19 protein-coding genes and 1 pseudogene are annotated in these 20,563 nt (G+C 64.2%); 6 read left to right on the top strand and 14 right to left on the bottom strand.

The genetic code is table 11. The annotated features are described in order from the left end of the window. The first annotated feature begins 98 nt into the window (after nt 1-98). Nucleotides 99-1,055 (top strand): 5'-nucleotidase, encoded by a 957-nt coding sequence (locus NX05_RS05640; RefSeq protein WP_039433797.1) that lies wholly within the window; start codon nt 99-101, stop codon nt 1,053-1,055. A gap of 16 nt (nt 1,056-1,071) precedes the next feature. Here the strand turns inward: NX05_RS05640 and NX05_RS05635 are convergent, their stop codons facing one another. The 14 genes and pseudogenes from NX05_RS05635 to asnS form a co-directional block, all read right to left on the bottom strand. Then, a complete protein-coding gene (locus NX05_RS05635; protein WP_039433799.1) occupies nt 1,072-1,635 on the bottom strand; it encodes a DUF2939 domain-containing protein in 564 nt (187 codons plus the stop codon). 41 nt (nt 1,636-1,676) lie between these two features. Then, complete coding sequence (locus NX05_RS05630; RefSeq protein ID WP_039433802.1) at nt 1,677-2,669, bottom strand: aldo/keto reductase; 993 nt, start codon at nt 2,667-2,669, stop codon at nt 1,677-1,679. Then, on the bottom strand, nt 2,669-3,355 hold the full coding sequence (locus NX05_RS05625; RefSeq protein WP_039433805.1) for a DUF2461 domain-containing protein: 687 nt from the start codon (nt 3,353-3,355) through the stop codon (nt 2,669-2,671). Before NX05_RS05625 ends, NX05_RS05630 begins: the two co-directional genes overlap by 1 nt. Next, nucleotides 3,352-4,797 carry an exodeoxyribonuclease I gene (gene sbcB, locus NX05_RS05620; protein WP_039433808.1) on the bottom strand — a complete coding sequence of 482 codons (1,446 nt, stop codon included), beginning with the start codon at nt 4,795-4,797 and terminating at the stop codon, nt 3,352-3,354. Before sbcB ends, NX05_RS05625 begins: the two co-directional genes overlap by 4 nt. 325 nt (nt 4,798-5,122) lie before the next feature. Beyond that, nucleotides 5,123-6,490: an FAD-dependent oxidoreductase gene (locus NX05_RS05615; RefSeq protein ID WP_017113389.1), complete on the bottom strand. Its 1,368-nt coding sequence runs from the start codon at nt 6,488-6,490 to the stop codon at nt 5,123-5,125. 171 nt (nt 6,491-6,661) lie between these two features. Continuing rightward, nucleotides 6,662-7,933, bottom strand: a complete 1,272-nt coding sequence (gene kynU / locus NX05_RS05610; RefSeq protein ID WP_039433813.1) for a kynureninase — start codon at nt 7,931-7,933, stop codon at nt 6,662-6,664. 33 nt (nt 7,934-7,966) lie between these two features. Continuing rightward, nucleotides 7,967-10,096, bottom strand: coding sequence for an FUSC family protein (locus NX05_RS05605; RefSeq protein WP_017113390.1), 2,130 nt, complete (start codon nt 10,094-10,096; stop codon nt 7,967-7,969). A gap of 45 nt (nt 10,097-10,141) precedes the next feature. After that, nucleotides 10,142-10,672 carry a 3-hydroxyanthranilate 3,4-dioxygenase gene (locus NX05_RS05600; protein ID WP_104607642.1) on the bottom strand — a complete coding sequence of 177 codons (531 nt, stop codon included), beginning with the start codon at nt 10,670-10,672 and terminating at the stop codon, nt 10,142-10,144. Between the two features lie 88 nt (nt 10,673-10,760). Beyond that, nucleotides 10,761-11,423 (bottom strand): carbonate dehydratase, encoded by a 663-nt coding sequence (gene can, locus NX05_RS05595; RefSeq protein WP_039433818.1) that lies wholly within the window; start codon nt 11,421-11,423, stop codon nt 10,761-10,763. An 86-nt stretch (nt 11,424-11,509) separates the two neighbouring features. Further along, nucleotides 11,510-12,155, bottom strand: a pseudogene (locus tag NX05_RS24155) (FMN-binding negative transcriptional regulator). Between the two features lies 1 nt (nt 12,156). Further along, nucleotides 12,157-12,483, bottom strand: coding sequence for a hypothetical protein (locus NX05_RS05580; protein WP_010366566.1), 327 nt, complete (start codon nt 12,481-12,483; stop codon nt 12,157-12,159). Beyond that, nucleotides 12,480-12,785 carry a hypothetical protein gene (locus NX05_RS05575; protein ID WP_039433824.1) on the bottom strand — a complete coding sequence of 102 codons (306 nt, stop codon included), beginning with the start codon at nt 12,783-12,785 and terminating at the stop codon, nt 12,480-12,482. The genes NX05_RS05580 and NX05_RS05575 overlap by 4 nt, the downstream gene beginning before the upstream one ends. Further along, nucleotides 12,782-13,132, bottom strand: coding sequence for a hypothetical protein (locus NX05_RS05570; RefSeq protein WP_052239620.1), 351 nt, complete (start codon nt 13,130-13,132; stop codon nt 12,782-12,784). The genes NX05_RS05575 and NX05_RS05570 overlap by 4 nt, the downstream gene beginning before the upstream one ends. Before the next feature lie 28 nt (nt 13,133-13,160). Continuing rightward, nucleotides 13,161-14,555, bottom strand: a complete 1,395-nt coding sequence (asnS, locus tag NX05_RS05565) for an asparagine--tRNA ligase (RefSeq protein ID WP_010366572.1) — start codon at nt 14,553-14,555, stop codon at nt 13,161-13,163. Between the two features lie 204 nt (nt 14,556-14,759). Here asnS and NX05_RS05560 point away from each other — a divergent pair, with 204 nt between their 5' ends. The 5 genes from NX05_RS05560 (at nt 14,760) to smc (ending at nt 20,508) form a co-directional block, all read left to right on the top strand. After that, nucleotides 14,760-15,098 carry a HesB/IscA family protein gene (locus NX05_RS05560; RefSeq protein ID WP_010366576.1) on the top strand — a complete coding sequence of 113 codons (339 nt, stop codon included), beginning with the start codon at nt 14,760-14,762 and terminating at the stop codon, nt 15,096-15,098. A 342-nt stretch (nt 15,099-15,440) separates the two neighbouring features. After that, nucleotides 15,441-15,872, top strand: a complete 432-nt coding sequence (rpsF, locus tag NX05_RS05555; RefSeq protein ID WP_005991245.1) for a 30S ribosomal protein S6 — start codon at nt 15,441-15,443, stop codon at nt 15,870-15,872. 11 nt (nt 15,873-15,883) lie between these two features. Next, on the top strand, nt 15,884-16,114 hold the full coding sequence (gene rpsR, locus NX05_RS05550) for a 30S ribosomal protein S18 (protein ID WP_005991243.1): 231 nt from the start codon (nt 15,884-15,886) through the stop codon (nt 16,112-16,114). A gap of 229 nt (nt 16,115-16,343) precedes the next feature. Beyond that, complete coding sequence (gene rplI, locus NX05_RS05545) at nt 16,344-16,793, top strand: 50S ribosomal protein L9 (RefSeq protein ID WP_010379584.1); 450 nt, start codon at nt 16,344-16,346, stop codon at nt 16,791-16,793. Between the two features lie 211 nt (nt 16,794-17,004). Then, complete coding sequence (gene smc / locus NX05_RS05540) at nt 17,005-20,508, top strand: chromosome segregation protein SMC (RefSeq protein ID WP_039433831.1); 3,504 nt, start codon at nt 17,005-17,007, stop codon at nt 20,506-20,508. Nucleotides 20,509-20,563: the final 55 nt, after the last annotated feature.

Genomic DNA, 20,563 nt, shown 5'->3' with positions numbered 1-20,563 from the left:
CACGTTCCCGATTGCTGCTCCAAACCAATCCCTAATCTCCAATCTCCAATCTCCAATCTCCAATCTCCAATCTCCAATCTCCAATCCTAGCTCTCCCAATGCCCGACAACTCCCGAAGATTATTGACCGTCGCGGTGACCTCGCGCGCCCTGTTCGATCTTGAAGAAGGCCATGCGCTGTTCGAGGCCGATGGGGTGGAGGCGTATTCGGCGTTCCAGCGCGAGCACGAGGACGATGTCTTGCAGCCGGGCGTTGCATTCCCGGTGGTGCGCAAGCTGCTGGCGCTCAATCACGATGTGCCCGAAGATGCACCGCGCGTAGAAGTGATTCTGTTGTCGCGCAATTCTGCCGATACCGGTCTGCGCATCTTCAATTCGATCCAGCATTACAACCTGGGCATTGTGCGTGCCACGTTTACCTCGGGCCAGCCGACCTGGCCGTACGTCAAACCATTTGGCACCGATCTGTTTTTGTCGGCGAACCCGGAATCGGTGCGGCGCGCGCTGAGCCATGGCATTGCCGCGGCGACCATCATGCCGCGCGCACCGGGTGAACGCGCCGAGGCCGCCGCAGCCATCGTGGACAACGACGATAGCCGGCTGTCCACGCAGCTGCGCATCGCCTTCGATGGCGACGCGGTGATCTTCGGCGACGAGAGCGAGCGCATCTCGCGCGAACAGGGCGTGGAAGCCTTCGGGCGTCACGAGCGCGAACGTGCACGCGAGCCGTTGTCGGTGGGGCCGTTTCGCAATTTCCTGTCGGCGCTGCACACCTTGCAGGCGGCGTTTCCGCCCGGTGAGGCCTCGCCGATCCGCACCGCGCTGGTCACCGCGCGCTCGGCACCGGCGCACGAACGGGTGATTCGCACCTTGCGCGAGTGGGGCGTGCGTCTGGACGAGGCACTGTTCCTCGGCGGGCGCCATAAAGGACCGTTTCTGGAGGCGTTTGGCGCGGATATCTTCTTCGACGATTCGCAGCACAACATCGACAGTGCGCGCCAACATCAGCACGTGGCCGCCGGCCATGTGCCGCATGGCGTCGCGAACGAGGGCTAAGGCGAAGGCGGTCGCGTCACTCAGTGGCATCTGGCGCCGGTGCTATCCCCAACTGCAGGTCCACTACCTTCCAGCGCAACCCCTGTGGTTCCAGTACCACCTTCAGTGGTGGTTCGCCCGGGTCGCGTTCGACGTCGAGCACGAAGCGGTCCAGCGCCTCGAAGTGATGTTTGGCGTTTTTGAGCGGTCGCGCTGGCTCGGTAGGGCCGAAGGCATCGCTGCCCTGCAGTTCATTGCGGCCGCGCTTCCACAGCACATGCCCCTGCAACAGCGCGCCGACGCCGATCGGCGTCACCAGCGTATCCACCGCCGCACCACCGAGTTGGTTCCCCAGGCCATACAGCAAGGTGCCCCACGCACTGGCGGCGATGTCTGGTCCGGCTTGCCGCACCAGATAATCGTTGAGCTGGGCGCGCAGGCTGCTGCGCACGCGCGGGTAATCGACGTAGCGTTCCAATGCAGCTGTGTCGCGCTGCTCGATGGCCTTGGACACGCCATGCATGGTCACGTAAGGCCCGCCGAACCACCACGCAGTGACGGTCAACAGGACAGCAATGAGGAGGCCGATGGTTTTTTTCATGGCGCCCAGACTGCCGCAATCGCGGCCGCCGCAGGTGAAGATCAGTGACTGGGTGAACCGCGGCCATCGCCGAAGGCGGCGACCAGACGTTGCCGTTGTGCGGTATCCAGTGCCTCTACACGGGTCTGTAGCACTTCATCCAGATTGCCGATGCGGGTGGTGCCCAGGATGCCGCTGGCCACACCCGGGTGTTGCAGGACATAAGCGAATGCCGTTTGCGCGGGGCGCTGGCTATCGATCGAAGCTACTGCACGGCGCATGTCGCGTGAGCACTGCATCAAGGCACGGCTGCTGGGCTTCAGCCAAGCGCGTGCCACATACCAGGCGTCGGCCAGGCGTGGCAGGCGCGCACGCGTGGGCAAGAGGTGGCCCTGCGCAAGCACGGTGCCGGCCAGTACGCCAACGCCCGCATTCTGCAGCTGGTCGATCAGCGGTTCACGGTCCTGCTGCAGCGCGTTGTAGTCAAGCAGCACCACATCGAAGACGTTGGGGTTGGCGATCATCCAGTGCAGGGTCGATGCCGAATGCGTATTGATGCCGATGTGGCGGATCAGGTCGCGCTCGCGCAAACGCTGGATCGCCAGCAGCAGATCGTCATTGATGTCGTGCTCGCTGGCGCCATGTAGCTGGTAGATATCGAGATAGTCCAGGCCAAGATTGCGCAGCGATGCTTCGCAACTGGCAGTGATCGCTGCTGCAGAGAAGTCACGCTGTTCTGCACCATTGATACCGGCCTGGCCGGTCAAGGTACCGCCCTTGCTGGAGACGACAAGCGAATCCCGCGGATATTGCGACAGCAGGGGGCGCAGTATGCGTCCCAGACGCGGTTCCGCATGGAAGACGGAGTAGTTATGGCCGGTGTCGAGCAGGTTCACGCCCCGCGCCAGCGCGTACTCGACCACCCGTGCGGCGGCGCCTTCGTCGAAGCGGCGGTGTCCCCAAAAACCGGAACACCCCAAACCGATCGGCGAGACCACTAGCTGGGTGCGGCCCAACGTCCTGCGCTGCTGGCCTAGCGGTAGCTCCTGCGTCATCAAAATTCCAGATCCAAGGCAGCGCACAGGTAATCGACGAACGGCGCCAGAATCACCAGGTCCGCTTCAATGGTCTGGCGCAGCCGCGGCCCGGTCATGATGCTGTCGTCCAGGTGACGCAAGTACGCCCAGTTGCGGTGTTTAAGATCGTCAATGAACTCGAAATCGTTGGGGAATCCACGCGGCGCACGCACCAGCTTTTCGCTGTCGTCCAGGGTGAATTTGCGCACCAATTTCGGGTTGTGCGCGGCGGCTTTCCAACTGCCGGGGTTATCGAAAATGAACTGGGGCAGCTTGCGTTGCGTGTCTGGTTCCGGATGCCACAAACCCGCGCCGACAAAACTTTCGCCTGGCTGCAGGTGGATATAGAACGAGGGTGCCGGCATCTGGCGGCGGCGCTCATGAAACAAGCGCGCGCCTTGCCAGTTCTTGTACGGCGATTTGTCGTTGGAAAACCGCGCGTCGCGATAGATGCGAAACAGCGAGCCGCCCTGGGTTTTGGGATCGGCGCGATAGTGTTCGCTGACCTGCGCCAGTGCCGGCTGCAGATCGGTAATCAGCTGCAGAAACGGCTGGCGCACATGCGCCTCGTACTGATGCCGATGATCGTTGAACCATGTCTTGTCGTTGTGGCGCGCCAGGGCGCGCAGGAACTTGAAGCTGGCGTCGGAAAAGTAGGTGGTCATAGCGTGCGTTGGAGGTCCGAACCCCAGGCGGCGAGCTGGTCGAGTAGCGCTTGCTTGTTAGCATCGTCGGGGTGAGCAAGCCGTAAATCTGCGATCTGCGCGTGGTATTGCTCCAGGGTGACTTCGCCCAGACCGCGATCTTCGAGCAGGCGCTGGCGGCGGTAGACGTTCCAGCGCTCCTGTTCCTCGAACGACAGTGTCTGCGGCCAGTTGCGCGCGCGATAACGGAACAGCAGTTCGATCAGGCGCGGGTCGCCAAAGCGTGACTCCAACGCGCCCAGTTCGGCCGGTGCGCTGGTGCGGACTTGTGTCAGCAGACGCTTGTCGCCTTCGGCCAGAAAGCCATCGTAGAGCGAGGCGTCGGCATCGTTGGTCGCTGCTGCAGGTGCGCGCTCGCTGCCGTAAACCTGGCGCACCTTTTCGGCAAGCGCAGGCCCCAGTTCGCGCAAGCGTGCCGCCTTGGCCAATACCGCCTCGTGATCTACACCCAGGCGCTGAAAATCCGCAGCGCGCAGATGCTGCCAGGCCACCAGCGCGGGCGACTTGTTCAGATGCACTTCTTTCAGTGGAATGCGCTGCTCGCCTTCCGGCAGATCGGCGGCGCGGATATACAGGCGGTCGGCGATCTCGTCGGGGCTCAGCCGCGACAGCACCTCCGGGTCGCCTTCCAGATCGAACACGATCACGCGGCTGTCGATGCGTGGATGGCGCGTCAGCGGCAGCACCGCAGCGGCGCATAGACGCGAGGCAGGGTAGCGTTGCGAGATATGCAGCACCGGCTGCATGGCAATGACATCCAGCAACGTGGCGGCGAAGCGCTTGTCGCGCAGGCGCAGCGCGTAGTCCCACAACTTTGGCTGATGTTGCTGGAATTTGCGTGCCATGCCGATGGTAGCGTACACGTCCGACAGCGCTTCATGCGCATCGCCTTCGCGCACATCGTTGGCATTGGCCAGGTGTTCCAGCTTGAACGATGTGGCGCCGTCTTCGCGTTGCGGCCAGACGATGCCGTCCGGACGCAGCGCATGCACCATCCGCAACACATCCAGCAGGTCCCAGCGCGAGTTTCCGCCGCGCCACTCGCGCTCGTAGGGGTCGTAGAAATTGCGGAACAGGCCGCAGCGCACGAACTCGTCGTCGAAGCGGATCGAGTTGTAGCCCAGCGTGCAGGTTTGCGGGCGGCTCATCTGTTCGGCGATGCGCGCAAACGCCTCGGCCTCGGTGATGCCTTCGCGCAACGCATGTTGCGGGGTGATGCCGGTGACCATGGTGGCGTAGGGCGAGGGCAGCAGATCGTCGGCCGGTTGCACGAAGAAGCTGATTGGCTCTTCGATCACGCGCAGCTGCGCGTCGGTCCGCACCGCAGCGAACTGTGCGATGCGGGTGCGGCGCGGGTCCTGGCCGAAGGTTTCCAGGTCGTAGAACAGAAAGCTGTCAGGCATGCGGGTGCAACATCCAGATGCGCAGCGCACGGCGTATGCGCTGCCAGTGCCGCCTAGTATCCCTCATCGCGACGCCCGCACGCTTGGGGTAGCTGTGCGGGTTGGGCTGGCCGCCCCTTTAAGCAAAGCGCCGGTGCGGTTGCCGCTGTGCCGGCTGTTGGTTTGGCTCTAGCTGGCTCGCTCGCATGTGGCGGTGGTCAGTGTCCGGGAGCTGCCGCAATGGAGTTAGAGCCAGCGACACATCCATGAGACGTCACCGAGGAAACGGCAGGGAGCCGCGCGCCAGTGTAGGCAGCGACGCCGCAGGCCACACCTGTCGCAGACCTCAGTGCGCGCCGTCCAGCGGCCCCAGGCGCGCATGCACGATCGCTTCCAACGCATCCCAATCGATGCGCGACAGATCGGTGTGTCCGCGCGTGGCCTCGACCAGAATCTCGCGCTGGATCTCGCTGCGCGCCAGCGCAATCGAATAGCGCGTGCGCAGGAACGTCACCATGGTGTAGTGCGGCACGAAGCGGGTGGGCCAGCGCGCCTGCAACTGCTGTTCAAGCTGGCGCTGCAGCAGGAAGTCGGGGTCGTCGACGCGGTCGCGCATTTCCAGGTAATTTTCCAGCGCCATTTGCTGGATCGCCGCCGCATCATCGCGGCGTGCAGCTTCGAAGGCGGCGAACGCACCGGCGAGATCGTCATGCGCATCCAGCTGATCTGCCAGCGCCACGCAATCTTCGAACGCGCAATTCATGCCCTGGCCGTGGAACGGCACCATCGCGTGTGCCGCATCGCCGATCAGCAACGCGCGGCCATCCAGATGCCAGCGGTCCAGGGTCAGGGTGCCAAGCAGTCCAGGCGGATGCTCTTCCCAATGTTCCTTGAGCTGCGGAATCAGCGGCAATGCATCGGGGAAATCGCGCGCGAACAGAGCGAATGCTTCATCGCCGGTACGCGTAGTGGCGAAGCTGGGATCGCCGGCGTTCGGCAAAAACAAGGTGACGGTGAAGGTGCCGCCATCGTTGGGCAGTGCGATGCACATGTAGTGCCCGCGCGGCCAGATGTGCAATGCGTTGCCTTCGATCCGGAAACCGCCGCCAGGCAGTGGCGGAATTTCCAGTTCCTTGTACGAGTGATCCAGGAATTCGGTGCGTTCGCCCAGCGGCGATTTGCGCTGCATCGCCGCGCGCAATGCCGAGCCGGCGCCATCGCTGCCGATCAAACTCTGGAAGTGGATTTCGTGCGGCTGGTCATCGCGGTCGTCGATAAAGCGCGCGTAGCCGGCGTCGAAGTCCACCGTATGCAGGCGGCGGTAGAAATGCACCTGTGCGCCGGCCTGTTCGGCCAGATCGAGCAGCGCGACATTCAACGCGGCGCGGTGGATCGACCAGATCACCTCGCTGTCGTCGCGCCCGTAGCGTTGCAGCTGCGGTTCGCCGACCAGCGGGTGCACCATGCGCCCACGCATCATCACTGCCTTGGCCATCACCGCCTCTTCGGCGCCGGCCTGGCGCAGCGCATGCCGGCCGCGTTCGGCCAGCGCCAGATTGATCGAGCGGCCGGACTCGTAGCCCTTGATGCGCGGATCGCCACGGCGTTCGTACACGGTGACCTGCCAGCCGCGACGCGACAGCAGGATGGCCAGCAGGCAACCGGCCAGACCGGCGCCGATCAAGGTCAGGGAACGCGGAGAAACTGGGCTCAATGCAATGTCCGGCAGCAGCCGGACGCAGTGCCGGCGAAAAGGGGAAGACAGCGACTGACAGTGACAGCCGCCCTCGCATTAGCCCTGGGCGGGCTCGGAGTGTACGTGGGCGTGCGGTGATTCCGGATGCCGGGCGGGTGGTCTGGTGGCAATGCAGTCAGCCTGCCGCGCTCAGGCCGCCGCCCAGGCTTCGACCTGTTCCACGAAGGTGTGCAGATCGCGGAAGCGGTTGTACAGCGGTACCGGCGCAATGCGGATCACGTCCGGTTCGCGCCAGTCGCCGAGCACACCGGCTGCATGCAGATGCTCGAACAGCGAGCGTCCCTGCGCGCGTCCTCCGGCCACCCGCAACGACAGCTGGCAACCGCGTCGCGCCGGTTCGGCCGGGGTGACGATCTGCAGCACCTGCGGCACGCGCGCGTGGATCAATTGCTCCAGATGCCCGGTGAGCTGTTCGGATTTGCTGCGCAGCGCGGCCATGCCGGCTTGATCGAACAACGCCAGCGATGCGCGCAGCGGTGCCAGCGCCAGCACCGGTGGGTTGCTTAGCTGCCAGCCTTCGGCGCCGGGCGAGGGCACGAACTGCGGGTCCATGCGGAATCGGGTCTGCTGCTCATGTCCCCACCAGCCGGCCATGCGCGGCAGATCGTAGTTGGCATGTCGCGTGTGCACGAAACAACCGCCCACCGCGCCGGGGCCGGCGTTGAGATATTTGTAGTGGCACCACACCGCGAAATCGACGCCATCGTCGTGCAGGGTCAGCGGGATGTTGCCCACTGCATGCGCCAGGTCGAAGCCCACCGCCGCGCCTTGCGCCTGCGCCAGCCGCACGATCTCGGCCAGGTCGAAGGCCTGACCGGTGCGGTACTGGATGCCCGGCCACAGCACCAACGCCAGGCGCTGACCGTGCTGCGCGATGGCATCGGCAATGGCAGCCATCGATAACGTGCCGTTGGGTTCATCGGCTTCCACTTCGATCAGATGCGTGGCCGGGTCCAGCCCGTGCAGTCGCAACTGCGATTCCACCGCGTGGCGGTCGGATGGAAACGCGCCGGCTTCGATCAGAATTGCGCCGCGTTCGGGCGTTGGGCGATAAAAGCTCGCCATCATCAAATGCAGATTGACGCTGAGGGTGTTCATCGCCACCACTTCGCCAGGGTGCGCGCCGACCACGCGGGCCAGCCCGTCGCGCACCAGTTGGTGATAGGTCAGCCATTGGGTGGGGCCGGTAAAGTGACCTTCCACCGCCAGCGCGCCCCACTGATCCAGCACCTCGTCCACCATCGCGCGCGCCGCGCGCGGCTGCAGGCCAAGCGAATGGCCGACGAGATAAGTTTGATCCTGATTGCCGTGCTGTGGGAACACAAAGGCATCGCGCAGGCTGCGCAGCGGGTCGGCGGCATCCAGTGCATCGGCATGGGCGCGGGACAGCAGGTCGGTCATCGTCGGGCTCGCAACACGGATCAGGGCGGCAGTTTACCCTCCGGCACCGTGCGCGCCGTCATGCAGGGCTGGTGCCTGGGCCGAGGCCGGTCGGGCAGGGCGCAGCAAGTGGGTGAGCGTGCCGATGCTGTCGGTGACGCGGTCGATGGTGTCGGCCAGCGCGGCGGTAGTTGGCGAGCTGTCGGGCAAGGCGGCCAGCGCATCGGACAGCTGACGCTCGGCATTGCGCAAGGTGGCCGCAGCCGGGACGCCGCCGTTGCGCAGGCAATCGATCAGCTCGGACAGTGCCTGGTCGGCTTGTTGCGCAAAAGCCGGCAACGCCTCCAGCGTGGGCAGCGGGTGGCCGTCGCTTAGCACCGCCTCCAGCGACAAGGTGGCACGGATCAGCCGGTTGCCATTGGCCAGCAGCGATTCGGCCAGCTTGAGTTCCTGCAGATTGCGCCGGCTGCGTGGTTCGCCGCGCAAACGCTCGATCGAGGCCTGCGCATTGGTGCGTGCCACGCGCGCGGCGGCGCGGGTATCGCTCAGGTCGTCCATCTTGCCGAGCAACAGATGGCGCAAATGGTCGCGGTAGGCACTGAGCAACTGCGCCAGCGAGGCGCGAATCTGCCGGCGTTCGCGTGTGGGCCATAACGCGTAGGCAATCAGCGCCAGCGCGCTGCCGGCCACGGTGGCTTGCAACCGCGCGCCGACCGCTTCGCCCGGCGACACGCCTTCGAACGAGAGCAGCAGCACCAGCATGCCGGTCAGAAACGCCACGCCGATGCCGTAGTTCACCTGCGTCAGTAAACGAAACCCAAGGCAAAACAGCGCCAGCAGGACCATGCGGATGCTGGCGCCATCCATGGCCAGGTGCGCAAGCAAGGTGGCCAGCAACAGTCCGACGAAGGTGCCGGCGACACGTAATGCGCCAAAGCTGAAGGTGCCGCCGAAATCCGGCTTGAGCACGATGGCGGTGGTCATCGGAATCCAGAAGCCGTGCGGAATCTGCTGCCAGCGTTGGAAGGCGATGGCCAGTGCCAGGCACACACCGCAGCGCAAGGCGTGCCGGAAGGCCACCGACGACAGGTCCAGATTCGCCCGCAAGGTGGCCCAGGTCGCGGCTGGGCGCAGCGCTGCCGGCAGGCGCGCTTCGGCCAGTTGCGCCTGGATTTCGCCACGGCTGCTGGCCCAGTGTGCGTTGCGGATCAACGCACGCAGCTGGCCGCCCAAACCTTGCGCACGTGCCACTGCCACGCGCACCAAGCGACGTTCGCGGGTATCGGCGTTGTCGTGCTGAAACTGTGCCAAGGCACCGACCAAGTCGTCGAAGCCGGTCATCGACGCGTTGGCGGCCACCGGGTCTTCGCCCACGGTCATCGCATGCGCGAGCTGCTCCAGCACGATGGCGCTGCGTTCGAGCACGCGTTCGATCGCCGGCCGCGCCTGCGAGTCGGTCAGGCGCGTATCGGCATCGGCCAGCGACAGCAACTCCAACCGTACGCGGTCGCAGAGCTCGGCGATGATGCGAAAACTCTGCACCGCAATCGCGCGCGAGCGATGTTCGCCATGCAGCATCACCATCGCATCGAGCACTTCTTGCGTTGCCGGCGGCGCTGCACTGGCTTCCGGGCGCTGCCGCGCGATACCGGCCAGCTGGCGCATCAACTCCGCCAGTGCGAAACGCTCGGGGCGATAGCGCTGCAGCGGCCACGCCGCCAGCGCCAGCAATACCTGCAGTAAGCCGCCGGCGAAGATCAGGCCTGCCACACCGGGTGCCTGCTGCACCGGCAGTTGCATGTCTGCGCTGACGACCAGCAGGATCATGCTGGTCAGGCCGACCCGCGCTGCCACCGGGCCAAGCGCCACCAGCAAGCCGCCGCCCAGGCCGAGCAATAGGCCGGCCAGCACCAACGCTGGCGTGTTGTGGCCGACCCAGATGCCGAGCAATGCAGCCATGCCAGCCGCCAGCGCTGCCATCAGCATGCGTTGCAGGCGTGCGCGATACGGCCCCGGCTGGTCGGAAAACATGGTGTTGAGTGCGCCGCTGCACACCGCCAAGCCGGCGGCAACATGCCCGGTCGCCACGCCGATCGCCAGCGGCAAAACCACTGCGGCAGTGTTGCGCAGCGCGACGCGCAAGGGCACGTCGCGCGGTTTGAGGTCGATCAGTGCGCGCAGCATGGTGCCGATGGCGCAAGTGTCGGCGGGGATTTCATCACCGCCGACTCATTGTTCGGCGGTGGCGTAGCGCTCAGGCGCAGGGTGCACGTGTCCGCACTTGGTGCATGTGCGCAGCCCCAGCGAACGGTAGAAATGATCGAACACAGGCGGGAAGTCGGTTTCGATGTTTTTTAACGGAAACATCGCCTCGTACAACGTGTGATTGCACTGCGGGCAGTACCACTGCAGGCCATCTTGCTCATGTGGCAAACGCACGCGCTCGATCACGATGCCGATCGAGCCGGCAGCGCGTTGCGGCGAGTGCGGCACCTTGGGCGGCAGCAGAAAGATTTCACCGGCACGGATCGGGATGTCGCGCGCCACGCCATCGTCCTGCACCTTCAGCACCATCTCGCCTTCGAGCTGGAAGAACCATTCCGGGCCTTCGTCGTAATGATAGTCGGTGCGCGCGTTCGGGCCACCGACAATCATGATGATGAAGCCATCCTGCTGGATGCACTTGTTGCCCACCGGCGGCTTGAGCAGGTGGCGGTGTTCCTCGATCCAGGCATGCAGGTTGATCGGCGGAATCAGCATCGAGGGTTCCTCGGCGGAGAAGGTGTCCAGCATAGCCAACCGGCAGCCCCACATGGATGCGGCGGTTGGCCGTGCATTTGCGTGCGGCTCAGCGTTCGGCGCGATCGGCCTGGATCTTCGCCAGCGCCGCATCGTAACGCTCCTGCAGCAACTCATGGCGGTCGATCGACATGCCAAGGTCGTGTGCGCGGCCATCGCGCAAGCTATACACCCAGCCATGCACGTACAGTTCCTGGCCGCGCTCCCAGGCATCGCGCACGATGGTGGTGCGGCACACGTTGACCACCTGTTCGAGCACGTTGAGCTCGCACAGACGCGCGTGCTGCACGGGCAGATCGCCGGCGTCGTGCAGGCAGGCTTCGTGTTTGTCGGCCACGTCGGTGACGTGCCGGATCCAGTTGTCGACCAGGCCCATGCGCTTCTGGGTCAGGCTGGCGAACACGCCGCCGCAGCCGTAGTGGCCAACCACCAGCACGTGTTTGACCTTGAGCACGTCCACTGCGAACTGGATCACCGACAGGCAATTCAGATCGGTATGCACCACCATGTTGGCGATATTGCGATGGACGAAGACTTCGCCCGGTGCCATATCGATGATCTGATTGGCCGGCACGCGCGAATCGGAGCAGCCGATCCACAGATATTCCGGGGTTTGCTGGGTCGACAGCTTGGAAAAGAATTCCGGGTCTTCGCGGCGGATACGCTCGGACCATGCGCGGTTGTTTTCAAGTAAATGGTTGAGTTCGTTCATGCGCGAAATTTTCCAGCGACAAGGGGAGAGGGGAGTGCAGAAGAGCCCTGAAACCGTGATGCGAAAAAACTCTCGGCGCGCCGCTCTCAGGCTACGCCATCGCGTGCGCGCAATGCATCGCGCATCAGTGTGGCGACCTCGTGCGAATCGGCCGATGCCTGTTGCGCCAGCGCATCGCTCACTGCTGCGATATTGCCGGCCGGGTGGTTCTGACTCAGCTTGAAGGTCAATTCGATGCGGCTTGGGACGAAGCGGAAGCCAACCAGACCCCGCAGTTGCTTACGATGACTGTCGCGCTCCATGTCGAACTGCCAATCGCTACCGACGCGCTGCTCGAAATGCGCGCGCATGCGTGCGATCAACCCACCCAGCGCGTCTTCATCGCTGACCTGGCTGCAGCGGCCATGCAGATGCGCAACCCGCAACCGCGTAGTTCCAGGTGGGCACGCGCGCCGCCGCTTCCTTGTCCAGATACCAGCTGGGCGACACGTAAGCATGCGGCCCTTGCAGCACGATCACTGCATCGCCAGGAGTGCGCGCCTGCGGATTGGGGCGTGCCCAATGGCCTTCGATCACGACAGCCTGCCCATCGCGTTGATACAGCACCGGCAAATGCGAGATCGCCGGTTGGCCGTCGTCGCCCTGGCTGATCAGGGTGACGAATGCATCGCGTGCAAACAGCCAGTCCAGCAAGGCCAGATCGGTCTGCGCAAACGCGCGCGGGGCATACATATCAGGCGCGGCCGCCCATGTTCACCACCATGCGCGCACGCAGGTCGGCATCGTCGTCGCCCTGCGGCGGCGAGACTTCATGCAGCGAAAAGCCGCGGATCAGCGCGTCTTCTTCATCCAGCCCATCCAGCGCGACGAACTCGGCGTCGAACAATGCCGCGCGTGCGCTGTCTTCGCTGTCGTAGGGCAGCGTCTTGCCATCGCTGTCCAACACTTCGGCGGTGCCGGCTTCATTGACGCGCAGGCGCGCCCAGATCAGGGTGCGGCCGATCGTGGCCAGCCACCAGGAGTCGTGCGCGCCCTGCGTGGTGTCTTCGTACGTTGTCATTGCATTACCTTGGAAAGCAGGCCAAGCAGGGCCGCCATGCCCAGGCCGAAAAAAATGGTGAGCAGCGATAGCCAGGCGGGTGTGGCCAGACCGGACAGTGCACGGTCGCGGTAGCTGCGGTAACGGCGCGCCAGCAACCAGCGCAATGCCACGGGACTGATGAAGGCCGGGTCGCCAAAACTGGCCAACGCCTCCGGATGACGGTCGCGCATGTGCACCAGGGTCAGCGGCCAGAAGATCAGCAGCGCGGTCAACCCGGCGACGGCGACTCCGACGAAACACAGTGCGAAGAACAGAGTCATGTTTCGTGCTCCGTGGGCCGGGCATCGAACTGGCCGATGATGTCATTGAGGCCGGCAATAGTGTCATTCAACGCATCCAACTCTTCGGCCGGGATCCACCACTCGGTGTGGTGTGCGCCGCCGACGTTTTGGATGGCATCGCGTTCGACGAACGCTGCGCGTACCTCGAACTGCGCAACATAGCCAAGCCCGCTGTCCTTGACGTTCCAGCGCGACGCAATTTCCTCGGCGTAGCGCTGGTTGGTGACTGGGTAAAAGATCGGTTGCTCAGGCAACCGTGGCGGCCAGCGGCGGTTGCCTGAGTCGCGCACCAAGGCGTATTCCTCCTGCCCCAGCGGGTGGTACATGGTGACCGTGGCCGCCGCATCCGTCACCTCAGAACTCCGCGCTGCCCGGCGCGCGCGGGTAGGGGATCGCGTCGCGGATGTTGCTCAGCCCGCACACGTACACCACCAAACGCTCGAAGCCCAGGCCGAAGCCGGCATGCGGCACCGAGCCGTAACGACGGAAGTCGCGGTACCAGCTGTAGTGCTCCTTATCCAGGCCAAACTGCGCCATGCGCGCGTCGAGCACGTCCAGGCGCTCTTCGCGCTGGCTGCCGCCGATGATTTCGCCGATGCCCGGCGCCAGCACGTCCATCGCCGCAACGGTCTTGCCGTCGTCGTTCAAGCGCATATAGAACGCTTTGATGTGCTCGGGATAGTTGGTCACCACCACTGGGCGGCCGATGTGTTCTTCGGTCAACCAGCGCTCGTGCTCGGTCTGCAGGTCCAGGCCCCATTCCACCGGAAAATCGAATTTCTTGCCGGAGTTCTGCAGCAACTTCACTGCGTCGGTGTAGTCGATCTGCTCGAACGGTGCATTGATGAACGCTTCGAGCTTGGCGATTGCGTTCTTGTCCACGCGCTCGGCCAGGAACGCCAGGTCGTCGCCACGCTCTTCGAGCACTGCACGGAACAGGTACTTGAGGAACTGCTCGGCCAGACGCGCGTCTTCGGCAAGATCGGCGAAGGCGATTTCCGGCTCAATCATCCAGAACTCGGCCAGATGGCGTGTGGTGTGGCTGTTTTCGGCACGGAAGGTCGGGCCGAAGGTGTAGACCTTGCTCAGCGCCAGGCAGTACGCCTCCACATTGAGCTGGCCGGACACAGTCAGGAAGGTTTCCTTGCCGAAGAAATCGCGGCTGAAATCCACATTGCCGCTGCCATCGCGCGGCAGGTTGACCATGTCCAGCGTGGAAACACGGAACATCTGCCCGGCGCCTTCGGCGTCGGAGGTGGTGATGATCGGTGTGCTGATCCAGTTGAAGCCGTTCTGATGGAAGAAGCGGTGCACCGCCTGCGCCAGACAGTTGCGGATGCGGGTGACCGCACCGAACAGGTTGGTGCGCGGACGCAGATGCGCCACTTCGCGCAGGAACTCCGGCGACATCGGTTTGGGCTGGATCGGATAGGTCAGCGGGTCTTCGACCCAACCGACAATCTCCACACCGCTGGCCTGGATCTCGAACGACTGGCCCTTGCCCTGCGACTTCACCAACACACCCTTGGCGATCAGCGAGCAGCCGCTGGTCAGGCGCTTGACCTCATCGAAATTGGGCAGCGTATCGTTGGCCACTACCTGGATCGGAGCGAAGCACGAGCCGTCGGTTACGTTGATGAAGGCCAGCCCGGCAGATCCGCGCAATGTGCGCACCCACCCCCGTACCGTGACTTCGCCGCCGTCGGGGAGCTTCCCCGCAAGCGCATGTTCAACGCTGACCACCGTCATGACTGTTCCTCGCCGTAGCGACCTTGAATGGTCTGCGAGTTTACTGGCTGCGACTGCGCCGGCGCGAGCGCCTGAACAGGTTGCCGACGGCTGCGCTTGTCGCAGGCGCGTGCTGCCCCCATCTGTTGCAGACGCCGCCGCTCAGCATTGCGCCGGGTCGTTGCGGCCTCGTTATACTTGCCACCACTGTTTTGGAGTGCCCCCATGGCCGTCAGCCTCACCCCCGCCGCGCTGGAGCGCGTGCAGCGTTTCGTGCAGCAGACCCCGGGTGCGTTGGGTCTGCGCTTTGGCGTGACCAAGACCGGTTGTTCCGGCTGGGGCCATGTCACCGACCTGGCGCGCGAGGCGCGCGACGACGACGCGGTATTCGAACAGGGCGGGGTGCGCATCTTCGTCGACCCCACCAGCCTGCCGCTGGTGGATGGCACCTGCATCGACTTCGGCAAGCACGGCCTCAGCGAGACGTTTACCTTCAGTAATCCCAACGCGACCGCCGAATGCGGCTGCGGGGAGAGCTTTACCACGGCGGACGAGCATCGCTGAGCCCGCCAGCGCGCGCTATCCCTTCTCCCTGCGGGACATTGTCCTCCGTCATGGGGGAGAAGGTGCCCCGTAGACGCGGATGATGGTGCGGCGCGAAGCCTCGCGTGTTGAACGAGAACGACATGCGTGGCTTTGCCCCGTACCCTCACCCCCACCCCTCTCCCGCAGGAGAGGGCATTGAAAGTCTCCCCCTGCTCGGTCAGTTGCGGCTAACCGCCTGAACTGCCATAATTTCTTGCTTCCTGCCCGGTTCCGGGTGGGAACCCTTGCTCCACCGGCCGCTTGCGCGGATGTCCGGGGAGCTGTCCGGCCCACGTGGCCACATCCGAAAGGTAAAACAACATGAGTCGTCATTACGAAGTCGTGTTCCTGGTTCATCCGGACCAGAGCGAGCAGGTCCCGGCCATGATCGAGCGCTACAAGTCGCTGATCGAGGGCGGTAACGGCACCATCCATCGTCTGGAAGACTGGGGCCGCCGTCAGCTGGCCTACCCGATCCAGAACCTGGTGAAGGCGCACTACGTGCTGCTCAACATCGAAGTCGACCAGGCCGTGCTGAGCGAGCTGGTGGAAAGCTTCCGCTTCAACGATGCGGTGCTGCGTCACCTAGTCGTCAAGCGCGATGGCCCGGACACCGAGCAGTCGCTGATCATGAAGAGCAAGGACGAGAAGGGCGACAAGCCCGAGCGTAGCGAGCGTCGTCGTCGTGACGATGAAGAGGGCGATGCCCCCGCTGCCACCGATACCGACGGCGACAACGCCGAAGCCGCTTAAGGAGCGCTGTCATGTCCAAGTTCTTCCGTCGTCGCAAGTTCTGCAAGTTCACCGCCGAGGGCGTCAAAGAGATCGATTACAAGGATCTCAACACCCTGCGCCAGTACCTCACCGAGAACGGCAAGATCGTGCCGAGCCGCGTGACCGGTACCAAGTCCAAGTATCAGCGTCAGCTGGCGACGGCCGTCAAGCGCTCGCGTTTTCTGGCGCTGATCCCGTACACGGACAACCACGACGTTTAAGTCGTTGATGTGACTCCCTCACAAAGGCCCGCAAGGCTTTGTGTGAGTCCCTCACAGAAGCCCGCACATCCATGTGCGGGTGATTAAATTGATAGACGCCTGGTGATTGGAGATGCGGTGTTGATCGTGCTCTTGCGATTCCCAAATCCCGATTCCCGAATCCCGTCTTTTCGGACAGCACCCGTTGCGCCCGCCACATGCAGGCGCTAACGAATAACGGAGCACCACCATGGATCTGATTCTTCTGCAGAAAGTGACCAACCTGGGCAACCTGGGCGACAAGGTCAGTGTCAAGCCGGGCTACGGCCGTAACTTCCTCGTGCCGCAGGGCAAGGCCGTGCCGGCCACCGCTGCGAACGTCGAAGCGTTCGAAACCAAGCGCGCCGAGTACGAAGCCAAGGCCAACAGCATCCTTGCCGACGCACAGAGCCGCGCCACCAAGTTCGAAGGCGCCAGCGTCACCATCGGTGCGCACGCGTCGACCGAAGGCAAGCTGTACGGCTCGGTTGGCCCGCGCGACATCGCCGAGGCGTTCACCGCCGCCGGCCTGCCGCTGGAAAAGAGCGAAGTGATCCTGGGCGAAGGCGCATTCCGCAATGTCGGCGAGTACGACGTTGTGCTGCACCTGCACGCAGACGTGGAAACCACGGTCAAGGTCATCGTCGAATCCGACGCCTGATCCAAGCCGCATGTGTCATCCGAAGGGCGCCTTGTTAGGCGCCCTTCGTTTTTGGGGCGCCGCCGCCAGTGCTGGCATGCCCGTTATACTCATGCCCCATTGCCGGTTCCACGGCCCGCAGATCTTATGGATCAAGGGCTTGGGCGCTGGCTTCACAGGAATAAAGCGCCTGCCGGCTTGGTCCGCGCGGTGCCCGGAATCTCCAGTCCCCATGCGCCTGTCTACGATCAAGCTGTCCGGTTTCAAGTCGTTCGTCGACCCGACCACGTTGCACCTGCCCACCAATATGACCGGCATCGTCGGCCCCAATGGTTGCGGCAAGTCCAACATCATCGATGCGGTGCGCTGGGTGATGGGCGAAAGCTCGGCCAGCCGCCTGCGCGGCGACTCGCTGACCGACGTGATCTTCTCCGGCTCTTCGGCGCGCAAGCCGGTGTCGCAGGCGACGGTGGAGCTGATCTTCGACAATTCCGATCACACCATCAGCGGTGAGTTCGCCTCGTTCAACGAGATCTCGGTCAGGCGCCTGGTCAGCCGCGATGGCACCAGTGCGTACTACCTCAACGGCACCAAGTGCCGCCGCCGCGATATTACCGATCTGTTTTTAGGCACCGGTCTGGGGCCGCGCAGCTACTCGATCATCGAGCAGGGCATGATCAGCCAGATCATCGAAGCGCGCCCGGAAGATCTGCGCGTGTATCTGGAAGAAGCCGCCGGCATTTCCAAGTACAAGGAACGCCGCAAGGAAACCGAAACGCGTATTCGGCATACTCGCGAAAACCTCGACCGCCTGGGCGACCTGCGCGAAGAAATCACCAAGCAGCTGGCGCATCTGCAGCGCCAGGCGCGGCAGGCCGAGCAGTACCAAGCGTTGCAGGAAGAGCGCCGGATCAAGGATGCCGAGTGGAAGGCGCTGGAATACCGCGGCCTGGATGGACAGCTACAGGGCCTGCGCGAAAAGTTGAATCAGGAAGAGACCCGCCTGCAGCAATTTATCGCCGAACAACGCGATGCCGAAGCGCGTATCGAGACCGGCCGCGTGCGCCGCGAAGAGGCCGCCGAAGCGGTGGCCAAGGCGCAGGCCGATGTCTACCAGGTCGGTGGTGCGTTGGCGCGCATCGAGCAGCAGATCCAGCATCAGCGCGAACTCTCGCATCGCTTGCACAAGGCGCGCGATGAGGCGCAGAGCCAGCTGCAGGAATTGACCCAGCACATCAGCGGCGACTCGGCCAAATTGAGTGTGCTGCGCGAAGCGGTGGCCGCTGCCGAGCCGCAACTGGAACAACTGCGCGAAGACCACGAATTCCGCCAGGAGTCGCTGCGTGAAGCCGAAGCGCGGCTGGCCGACTGGCAGCAACGTTGGGAGACGCATAACCGCGATACCGGCGAAGCCTCGCGCGCCGGCGAAGTGGAGCGCACGCGCGTCGATTACTTGGACCGCCAGGCGCTGGAAGCCGATCGTCGCCGCGAAGCGTTGGTCAACGAACGTGCCGGGCTGGACCTGGATGCGTTGGCCGAGGCGTTCGAGCAGATCGAACTGCGCCATGAAACGCAGAAGACCTCGTTGGATGGATTGACCGAGCAGGTCGAGGCGCGCAAGCACGCGCTCGGCGGGCTGCAGGAACAGCAGCGTGCCAGCCAGGGCGAGCTGGCCGACGTGCGCAAGCAGGCACAGGCTGCGCGTGGCCGGCTATCGTCGCTGGAAACCTTGCAGCAAGCCGCACTCGGTCAGGAGCAGGGCGCCGCAGTGGCATGGCTGAAGTCGCGCGGGTTGGATTCGGCAGCGCGCGTCGGCGAGCGCATCAGCGTGGAAAGCGGCTGGGAAAATGCAGTTGAAGGCGCCTTGGGGCAGTTGATCGAAGGCGTGCTGGTGGATGCGCCGGAGCAACTGGTCGATGCGCTGGGTGAATTAGGCGACGGCCGCATCGCGCTGGTGTCCAGCGCGACGGATGACGCGAGCTTCGCGCCGACCTCGTTGGCCGCCAAGGTGCAGGGGCCGATCGCGATCCGTCGCCTGCTCGCGCGCTTGCACACCGCTGAGGATCTGGACGCCGCGCGTACTCTGCAACGCAGCCTGCCCGAAGGCGATTCCGTCATCACCCGCAGTGGTGAGCGGCTGGGCGAGGGCTGGGTGCGCGTCTCACGCTCCGGCGCGGCCAAGCAGGGCGCGCTGCTGCGCGAGCGCGAGATTCAGGAGTTGCGCACGCAGATCGAAACCTTGCAGGAGCGCGAAGCCGAACTGGAGCATCAGCTCGCCAGTTTCCGCGAACAACTGCTGGCGGCCGAGCAGCAACGCGAGGACGCACAGCGCCAGCTGTACATGGCGCATCGCAGCGTCTCCGAACTGGCTGGGCAATTGCAGAGTCAGCAAGGCAAGGTGGATGCGGCGCGCACGCGCATCGAGCGCATCGAAACCGAGCTGTCGCAGCTGCTGGAAACCCTGGACACCAGCCGCGAACAGGCACGCGAGGCGCGCGCCAAGCTCGAAGATGCGGTCACCTTGATGGGCGATCTGCAGGGCACGCGCGAAGCGCTGGAAAGCGAGCGTCGTCAGCTCACCGATGCACGCGATCAAGCGCGCGATGCCGCACGCGGCGTGCGCGATGCGATGCATGCACTGGCGCTGACGCTGGAGTCGCAACGTACCCAGATTGCGTCCCTGAGCCAGACGCTGGAGCGCATGGACAGCCAGCGCGGCCAGCTCGACACGCGCCTGGAAGACCTTGTCGCACAGCTCAGTGAAGGCGATTCGCCGGTGGAAACGCTGGAGCACGAACATCAAGCCGCCTTGAGCGAGCGCGTGCGCACCGAACGCGCGCTGGGCGAAGCGCGCACCATGCTCGACAGCATCGACAGCGAGCTACGCAGCTTCGAACAAACCCGTCAGCAGCGCGACGAACAGGCGCTGGCGCAGCGCGAACGCATTTCGCAGCGCAAGCTCGATCAACAGGCGCTGGTGCTCAACGCCGAGCAGTTGGCGGCAGCGGTAGTCAAAGCCGGTTTCGTGCTTGAAGACGTGGTCAACGGGTTGCCCGAGTCGGCCAACCCTGCCGAATGGGAAGCAACCGTCGGCCAGATCGACGGGCGCATGCGGCGCCTGGAGCCGGTCAACCTGGCCGCCATCCAGGAATACGGCGAGGCCGCGCAGCGCTCCGAATATCTGGACGCGCAGAACCTGGACCTCAATACCGCGCTGGAAACGCTGGAAGAAGCCATCCGCAAGATCGACCGCGAAACCCGCGGCCGTTTCAAGGACACCTTCGACCGCGTCAACTCAGGCGTGCAGGCGTTGTATCCGCGGCTGTTCGGCGGCGGGCATGCGTATCTGGAGCTCACTGGCGAAGACCTGCTCGACACCGGCGTGACCATCATGGCGCGTCCGCCGGGCAAGCGCGTGTCGAGCATTTCGCTGCTCTCCGGCGGCGAGAAGGCGATGACCGCGGTGGCGCTGGTGTTTGCGATCTTCCAGCTCAACCCTGCGCCGTTCTGCCTGCTCGACGAGGTGGACGCGCCGCTGGACGAAGCCAATGTCGGCCGACTGGCCAACATGGTGCGCGAGATGAGCGAGAAGGTGCAGTTCCTGTTCGTCAGCCACAACAAGGCCACGATGGAAGCCGCGCGTCAGCTCTCCGGCGTGACCATGCGCGAGCCGGGCGTCAGCCGCCTGGTCAGCGTGGACCTGGAAGAAGCCGCACGTTTGGCGGGTGCGGCATGACGTGCCATGCTTATTGGAATATAGACACCTGTCACTCTTATGCGGAGGCACGCTG

It is taken from the genome of Xanthomonas vasicola (assembly GCF_000772705.2).
GTDB classification, from domain to species: domain Bacteria; phylum Pseudomonadota; class Gammaproteobacteria; order Xanthomonadales; family Xanthomonadaceae; genus Xanthomonas; species Xanthomonas vasicola.
Note: the sequence above shows the minus strand (reverse complement) of the source record. Positions and strands in the feature narration are given on the sequence as shown.